This window comes from Streptomyces cinereospinus, from assembly GCF_042430725.1.
Lineage (GTDB): Bacteria > Actinomycetota > Actinomycetes > Streptomycetales > Streptomycetaceae > Streptomyces > Streptomyces cinereospinus.
This window is the reverse complement of record NZ_JBHMCY010000014.1, coordinates 108,949-115,572: the sequence shown is the minus strand read 5'-3', so window position 1 is coordinate 115,572 and position 6,624 is coordinate 108,949. Positions and strand designations below refer to the sequence as shown.

The following is a 6,624-nucleotide window of genomic DNA, read 5'->3' as shown; positions in this document are numbered from 1 at the left end:
CTGCTGGTACGGCGACGCGACGGCCTGCGCCGTCCCCTGCGACGAGGCCGCGGCGACAGGACCTGCCTGCGGCGGGGCCGCCGGGACGGCGTGGACCGGCTGCGGAGGAGCGGCCTGCTGCTGGTACGGCGACGCGACGGCCTGCGCCGTCCCCTGCGACGAGGCCGCGGCGGCAGGACCTGCCTGCGGCGGGACGGCAGCCGGGTGATCGGGAGCCGACATCGGAGGGGCACTGCCGTATCCGGGACTGTCGGCATGGCTGGCGTGGCCGCCGAAGCCCGTCAGACCGCTGGCCGCTGCCACAACGAGAGCGGCCTTGTGAAGCTTGCGCATGAATTCCTCGGCCCTTCGATACCTGTAACGGTGATCCATTGCATTCAGTGCGTGGTCACGCGCGCAGGAGGCGCAACACTCGCACTGCGTCTTCAGCAGCGGCCAGTCTTGAGGAGCACGCGGACTTCGCCTCGGAGTCAGCAGCGAATTCCCCCACGCCTCTTCAGGTTCACGGTTGCTGCCCTCCCGTGGAACGAGGAAGTCCTCGCCACGGTCACGGCACAGGAGTATTCCGTCACCCGTTTGCGGCTGACGGCTGGGGAATTGGGGCGGCCACGGACGCTCTGTGCGTCGAATGGGTGACGACCATTCGACGCCCGTATCCGGGTCCGCGCCGACTTCGTTCCCCGACGGGGCAGGGACGTTGGTCCGGCGCAGCCGCACGAGGCGGCAGAACGATGTCGACCGCACTGCCTCATCAGCATTTCACCAGATTCCGTGCACAGGTCAATGAAGGGCCGAGGATCACATGCGCATGTTCCAGCACGTCGCGCTCATCGTCGCAGCAGCCGGCGGTCTGTCCGCCGCCGGCGCCGGCCCGAGCTCCGCCGCCACTCCCCTCACCCACGACGGGGCCGCGCCGCCTCCCGTTTCGCAGCCGGACGCCCAGGCCGCCTCGGCCTCCTCCGCGCAGGCGTCCGCGCAGACCTATGGCTCACCGGCGCCCCAGCAGGCGGCTCCACCGCGCGGCACGCAGGTCAACCCTCAGGTCAATCCTCAGCTGAACCCGCAGCTCAGCCCGCACATCGCTCCGCAGGCCCCGCAGGCCGCGCAGGGCGGACAGGCCGCCCCGGTGAGCCAGGCCAACCTGTTCCGCCCGGCCCAGGAGTGCAGCCCGCAGAACCTGCTCTCCGCGAATGTCCCGATCGCCCTGCTCGCCGCCGCCCAGACGCGGGGCGTCGACTGCACCCAGGCCAGCAGCCAGGCCAACTCGTTCGCCAACGCGCGAGCGCGGTGACTCCACTGGACGGACCGGCGTGGGCACGGCACTACGGCGGCGACGCCCCTGCCCGTCACTCGCGATACGGCTTTCAGGTGACATTACCGCGAGACCACGAAGTCGGCGCGTCGTCGCCCCTTTTAGCCATATTTCGCACTAATCTCCCGTAACTGTAGAAAGTCGATCTCTCGCAGATCGCACCCACTCACTCACCGGAGATGACATGCGCAAGCTTCGCAACGTTGCCGTGCTGGTCGCTGCAATCGGCAGCATCGGGCTCGTGGGCGGCACGGCCCACGCCGACCAGGGCAAGGGCGGCGACAAGTTCGACATCACGCAGAGCTCGCAGTGCAAGTCGCACGACCTGAACCTCGACCTCCTCGGCCAGGTTGGCCTCCTCAACGGCCTGCTGGGCAACGGGCTCAACGGCGAGGGCAACCCGGGCGCCCAGTCCACCCACATCGGTTCCACCATGGGCTGCAACAACAGCGCCTTCTGAAGTCCCGAGAGGCGCCACGCGTCAGCCTGATCGATGGTCCCGGCACCCTGCCGCAGGGCAGGGTGCCGGGACCATGTGCGTGTTCCAGCGAGCCGGGGAGGGCGGCACCTCCCGCGTCCCGCATGCCCCGGGTCTGTGCCGTGTGTTCCTTCTCCCGCACGGCGCCGGACGTTCACTTCCTGACGCGTCCCGGGACGCCATGCACGAGCTTCATACTGCCGCTCTCCCCGTCGCCGCATTCGGGAGAGCGTGGGACTCCCACGCCGGCACCGACCACTCCGGCCAAGGCGGCCGCTACAGCGTCGTTCAGCGCAGCACCCGAGGTCCGCACGACACCGACATCGACATCCTCGGCCGAGTCGGCGTCGCCCCCGACCCGGGCGGCGGTCCGCGGAACGGCACAGGTGACGCGGGTGCCCAGGAGTCGCCTCTGGGCACCCGCGGCTGCGAGGACGAAGCGGGCGGCCGGTACGGCGGAACTCTCCCTCGACGCCCCGCCCGGCAGTCGGGGCAACGGGTATTCCCCGCCTGCCGGGAGCCCCGGCACACCATGAGAAATGCCGGACCGGGAAGCATCCCAGTCCGGCATCGGCCAATGACGCTCAGAACGCGAAGTGCGGCCTGGAACCCTCAGGAATAGTGGCCGTGTTGGAGCAGTCCACGACTGCTCCGGCGCCGGCTTCGGCACTGCCGGGCTCGCCGTTCAGCAGTTGGTGCTCCCGGAACACCACGTTCGGCCGGTCGACCGTCGTGCACTGCTGATTCTGCCTGATGATGTGCTCGCCGTCTTTCTCGACGTGCGTCTCGCTCTTGCGCATACAGACACCGTCACTCTGTGCGGTACCGCCGCAGTCACCCGAGTGTCCGTCTGCGTACGCGTGTCCGGCGCCCACAGAGAGCGCGGCGAGACTTCCGACGATCGCCGAGATGGTGGCCAACTTCCGCGGAGTGAACATGTGCTGCATTCCTTTACGACGCGAGCCCGGGCGCTGGGCCAGTTGACCGGTGCGCCCGGGCTGAGAAGGGAAACTGATCATTCTGCGCCTGGCCGCCCTGTCAGCTGTACCAGACGGCGAAATCGCCGCAGCCCGGACGCACACCCTGATGAACACAGCCGTGCGTCCGGGCTGCCCTCGCCACGGAGGTCACTCAGCCCAAGGTGGAGCGGGCCGAGTCGTCACCGGGCGAGACCGTTGCGGTCCCGTGATGTCCTTCGGCTCCCGAAGAAGGTCGACGCGTCCGGGGCAGAGCCGAGAGGACGCGCCTTTACTCGCCCTCGCCGTGCTGCTCCTCGCCGTGCTGCTCCTCGCCGTGCTGCTCCTCGCCGTGCTGGCCGTAGTGCTTCTCGGGCTCGGCCTGCTGGCGCTCCTCCGGCCCGGCCTTCTTCTCCTCCTGCGGCAGGGCGTAGTAACCGCCCCCGACAGCCAACGCGGTGGCCGAGGAGTTGGCCACGGCGGAGACGGGCACCGGGCCTTCATCGCCGGCGAAGCTGACCCCGGCGCCGAAGGCGGACAGTCCCGCGACCGCCACCGCTACGACTGCGGCACGCTGAAACTTACGCATGGTATGACCCTTTCTTGTGCAGGCACGTTGCCCGGCTTGACTACTCGGTGTGAGGATATACACACCTTTCGTCACAATTGCGGATCTACACCTCGGGTGTCGTGTCGGCTCTTTCGCCGCGTCACCCGGCGAGGCGCCGCGCCCGGGGAAAGGACCGGGGCCATCCGGGCTCAGCGCGGCAGGCCGACCGTCTCCAGTACGCCGTCGGCCTCGTCGGCCGCTCCCGTCGTGGTGGCGGAGCAGGTCACCTTCGGCCCCAGCTGCGTCGTCCCGCTGCCCCAGACGGCGGGCAGCGTCAAGGGCTGCACGGGCACACAGGTCTCGTGGTGCGGGATGACACCGTCCTCGGGAACCTCACCCTTGATGTGCTGACTGCAGCTGTAGTTGCCCAGGAGGTCGCGGTTGCAGGCACCCGGGTTTCTTCCGTCGAACGCATTGGTGACGCCGGTGCAGGTCACCACGAGGCCGCCGGCGAACACCAGGGCAGCCGCGATCTTCTTGCTGCTGGACATGAGTTGCGCTTTCCTTCGTTGGGGTGCCCGGTCCACCCGGCCAACGGGCGCGCCGGGCAGGATGACGCCGCCGGTGTCAGCCAGTGAAGGCGCTGTTGTAGGTGAAGGCGTTGTTGTACTGGCCGCAGGCCGTGTCCACAGTGCCGGCGATGCCGAGCACGCCGATCGGGATGTCGTTCTCGACCACCGTCTGCGGACTGCACTCCTGGTAGGGGCGGTAGAGGTCGTACACCTTCTGACCGTTGTCGGCGGTGTCGGCGGCAGCGGTGCCGGTACCGACGGCGGACAGGCCGCCCGCCACCGCGGCTGCTGCGATCACGACCTGCTGAAGCTTGCGCATGGAACCCTCGGCTTTTCGCTCGTACTTCAAGGCTGATTGCCTAGCGTGATGGAGAAAACGCTATCAGTAACCACAAGTGGCTTTCCACACGGGACATCCCTGTCGTGGGGCATTGGCTCACAACAACACCGAGTGGTCGAATAGGCCTTATAAGAAGCTGAATTGCCGTTCACCGAGTGTCGTGGGGTGAAGCGGACAGGCATCGGTGACGACTCGGCTCCCGCATCAACGCCGCTGAAACGACGTCGACTTGCGACGGGAACGTGCCGGCTCCGCTGCCCCACCGAGCACACGCCGGCGGATGCGCCGGGGACGACCGCCGCACAGCGACGATTCAGCCAACGGATGCGGAGCCCGGCGCGATCAGGGGGCAGGATCGCGATGCCGTCATCCGGGCCGTCGCCGACTGGGGCTCCTTGTCCTGTCCGGCCGGATCGCCGTCCATCATCCAGCGACCTCGCACGACCGGACGGAGCGTGCGCTGGGCGGAGACGCACACCGACGTCCGCTCCACGTGACAGGAGGTCACGGGGGCGGCAGGGATCAGGGCCCGGCGCGGGAGGGTGCCGTGGAACGGCGGAAGCCCCCGCCCATCACCGGGCGAGGGCTCTCCGACGCGGACGACCGCTCAGCCGGAACCCACGAACAGCACCAGCAGCAGCCACACCACCGGCGCCGTCGGCAGCAGCGAGTCCAGCCGGTCCATGATGCCGCCGTGCCCCGGCAGCAGCGTGCCCATGTCCTTGATGCCCAGGTCCCGCTTGATCATCGACTCGCCGAGGTCGCCCAGGGTGGCGCTGGCGGCGACCGCGAGGCCCAGGAGCAGGCCCTGCCACCAGGTCCCGTCGTCGATCAGGAACTCCATGCACAGCGCGCCGGCGGCCATCGCGAAGGTGACCGCGCCGACCAGGCCCTCCCGGGTCTTGCCGGGGCTGATGCGCGGGGCGAGCTTGTGCCGCCCGAAGCGCCAGCCGACGGCGTACGCGCCCGTGTCGCTGACCACGGTGAGCAGCAGGAACGCGAACACCCGCTGCGGCCCGTCCTCCGCGGTCAGCATCATCGCGACGAACGTCGCCAGGAACGGCACGTAGAAGGCCGCGAAGACCCCGGCCGTGACGTCCTTGAGATAGTCCTCCGGCGGTTCCGTCATCCGCCAGACCAGCACCGCCAGCACGGTGAGTGCCATCGCCACCCACGCGCCCTCGGCGCCCCGCACATACCCGGCGACGACCATCGCCGCACCGCCGACCGCGAGCGGCACCAGCGGCGCGTGAATGCCCTTGCGCTCCTGGAGCCGCTTGGTCAGCTCCCACAGGCCCACCACGACGGCCACCGCCACGACCCCGACGAACACCGCCTTGACGATGAACAGGGACGCGATGATCACCGCACCGAGCCCGACCCCGACCCCTATCGCCGCGCCCAGGTCACGGCCCGCACTCTTCTTCTGCGGTGCGGGCGCCGGCTGGGGGGCGTCGTGCATGGGCTCCGGATTCTGCGGCACCGCGCCGTGGGGCGGCGCCGACGGGCTCTCGTCGCGGAAGTCGCGGAACAAGGGGCCGCTCAGCCGAGCGGCCCCCCGGTCGTCATCCTGGTTTCCGCCATGTGCGGATACGTCGGGCACGATGGGCATGGGGCGAGTCTGCTGCGCGTCAAGCGCATCGTACGTGGGACCCGCCGGGGCGGCCCCCTGGGCGGGCCCCCGGTCGGACGGCCCCCAGTACCCGGCGTGGGGCGGCGCCCCCCAGGGAGAGTCGTTCATCAGACCTCGAGCAGCTCGGCTTCCTTGTGCTTGAGCAGCTCGTCCACCTGGGCGACGTACTTCGCCGTGGTGTCATCGAGCTCCTTCTCCGCGCGGCGGCCCTCGTCCTCACCGACCTCGCCGTCCTTGACGAGCTTGTCGATCGCGTCCTTGGCCTTGCGGCGGACGGAGCGGATGGACACCTTGGCGTCCTCGCCCTTGCCCTTGGCGACCTTGATGTACTCGCGCCGGCGCTCCTCGGTCAGCTCGGGGAACACCACCCGGATGATGTTGCCGTCGTTGCTCGGGTTGACGCCCAGGTCGGAGTCGCGGATCGCCTGCTCGATGTTGCGCAGCGCGCTCTTGTCGAACGGGGTGACGACCGCCATGCGCGGCTCCGGCACGGAGAACGAAGCCAACTGGTTGATCGGCGTCGGCGCGCCGTAGTAGTCGGCCACGATCTTGTTGAACATCGCCGGGTGCGCACGGCCGGTGCGGATCGCGGCGAAGTCCTCCTTGGCGACTACGACGGCCTTCTCCATCTTCTCCTCGGCCTCGAGGAGGGTCTCTTCGATCACCACTTGCTCCTGCGTGTCTTGAGTAGGCCCGGCTGCGGTTCCTTGGCGGCGGCGGCCGGCTGCGTCGCGTCTTCTTCCTGCACGGTTCCCGACCGGCAGGACATTGTCCATCCCCCGG

General features: G+C 69.1%; 8 protein-coding genes and 1 pseudogene. 2 read left to right on the top strand and 7 right to left on the bottom strand.

Translation table 11 applies throughout. From position 1 onward, the window contains the following. Window positions 1–333: pseudogene (locus tag ACFF45_RS10250) on the bottom strand (hypothetical protein); the annotation flags it as partial. A 475-nt stretch (window positions 334–808) separates the two neighbouring features. On the opposite strand from ACFF45_RS10250, the gene ACFF45_RS10245 reads away from it, so the two are divergent. Together ACFF45_RS10245 and ACFF45_RS10240 are read left to right on the top strand one after the other, a co-directional pair. After that, entirely contained in the window at window positions 809–1,291 is a 483-nt protein-coding gene (locus ACFF45_RS10245; RefSeq protein WP_381344873.1) for a hypothetical protein, read from the top strand. Window positions 1,292–1,496: 205 nt separating this feature from the next. Beyond that, window positions 1,497–1,772 carry a hypothetical protein gene (locus ACFF45_RS10240; protein ID WP_381344872.1) on the top strand — a complete coding sequence of 92 codons (276 nt, stop codon included), beginning with the start codon at window positions 1,497–1,499 and terminating at the stop codon, window positions 1,770–1,772. A gap of 602 nt (window positions 1,773–2,374) precedes the next feature. Here the strand turns inward: ACFF45_RS10240 and ACFF45_RS10235 are convergent. The 6 genes from ACFF45_RS10235 to frr all read right to left on the bottom strand — a co-directional run bounded on the left by ACFF45_RS10235 (window position 2,375) and on the right by frr (window position 6,506). Then, window positions 2,375–2,590: a hypothetical protein gene (locus tag ACFF45_RS10235; protein ID WP_381344869.1), complete on the bottom strand. Its 216-nt coding sequence runs from the start codon at window positions 2,588–2,590 to the stop codon at window positions 2,375–2,377. Window positions 2,591–3,038: 448 nt separating this feature from the next. Beyond that, window positions 3,039–3,335 (bottom strand): hypothetical protein, encoded by a 297-nt coding sequence (locus tag ACFF45_RS10230; RefSeq protein ID WP_381344867.1) that lies wholly within the window; start codon window positions 3,333–3,335, stop codon window positions 3,039–3,041. Window positions 3,336–3,505: 170 nt separating this feature from the next. After that, entirely contained in the window at window positions 3,506–3,847 is a 342-nt protein-coding gene (locus ACFF45_RS10225) for a hypothetical protein (RefSeq protein ID WP_381344864.1), read from the bottom strand. A 76-nt stretch (window positions 3,848–3,923) separates the two neighbouring features. Then, window positions 3,924–4,187: a hypothetical protein gene (locus tag ACFF45_RS10220; protein WP_381344861.1), complete on the bottom strand. Its 264-nt coding sequence runs from the start codon at window positions 4,185–4,187 to the stop codon at window positions 3,924–3,926. 628 nt (window positions 4,188–4,815) lie between these two features. Then, entirely contained in the window at window positions 4,816–5,949 is a 1,134-nt protein-coding gene (locus ACFF45_RS10215) for a phosphatidate cytidylyltransferase (protein ID WP_381344858.1), read from the bottom strand. Continuing rightward, window positions 5,949–6,506 (bottom strand): ribosome recycling factor, encoded by a 558-nt coding sequence (gene frr, locus ACFF45_RS10210; RefSeq protein WP_044388432.1) that lies wholly within the window; start codon window positions 6,504–6,506, stop codon window positions 5,949–5,951. Before frr ends, ACFF45_RS10215 begins: the two co-directional genes overlap by 1 nt. Window positions 6,507–6,624: the final 118 nt, after the last annotated feature.

Excerpts from the sequence above, each read along its gene's own strand:
- ACFF45_RS10235 (WP_381344869.1), bottom strand. The coding sequence starts at position 2,590 with ATGCGCAAGAGCGAGACGCACGTCGAGAAAGACGGCGAGCACATCATC.
- ACFF45_RS10215 (WP_381344858.1), bottom strand. The coding sequence starts at position 5,949 with ATGAACGACTCTCCCTGGGGGGCGCCGCCCCACGCCGGGTACTGGGGG.
- ACFF45_RS10230 (WP_381344867.1), bottom strand. The coding sequence starts at position 3,335 with ATGCGTAAGTTTCAGCGTGCCGCAGTCGTAGCGGTGGCGGTCGCGGGA.
- ACFF45_RS10240 (WP_381344872.1), top strand. The coding sequence starts at position 1,497 with ATGCGCAAGCTTCGCAACGTTGCCGTGCTGGTCGCTGCAATCGGCAGC.
- ACFF45_RS10220 (WP_381344861.1), bottom strand. The coding sequence starts at position 4,187 with ATGCGCAAGCTTCAGCAGGTCGTGATCGCAGCAGCCGCGGTGGCGGGC.
- ACFF45_RS10225 (WP_381344864.1), bottom strand. The coding sequence starts at position 3,847 with ATGTCCAGCAGCAAGAAGATCGCGGCTGCCCTGGTGTTCGCCGGCGGC.
- ACFF45_RS10245 (WP_381344873.1), top strand. The coding sequence starts at position 809 with ATGTTCCAGCACGTCGCGCTCATCGTCGCAGCAGCCGGCGGTCTGTCC.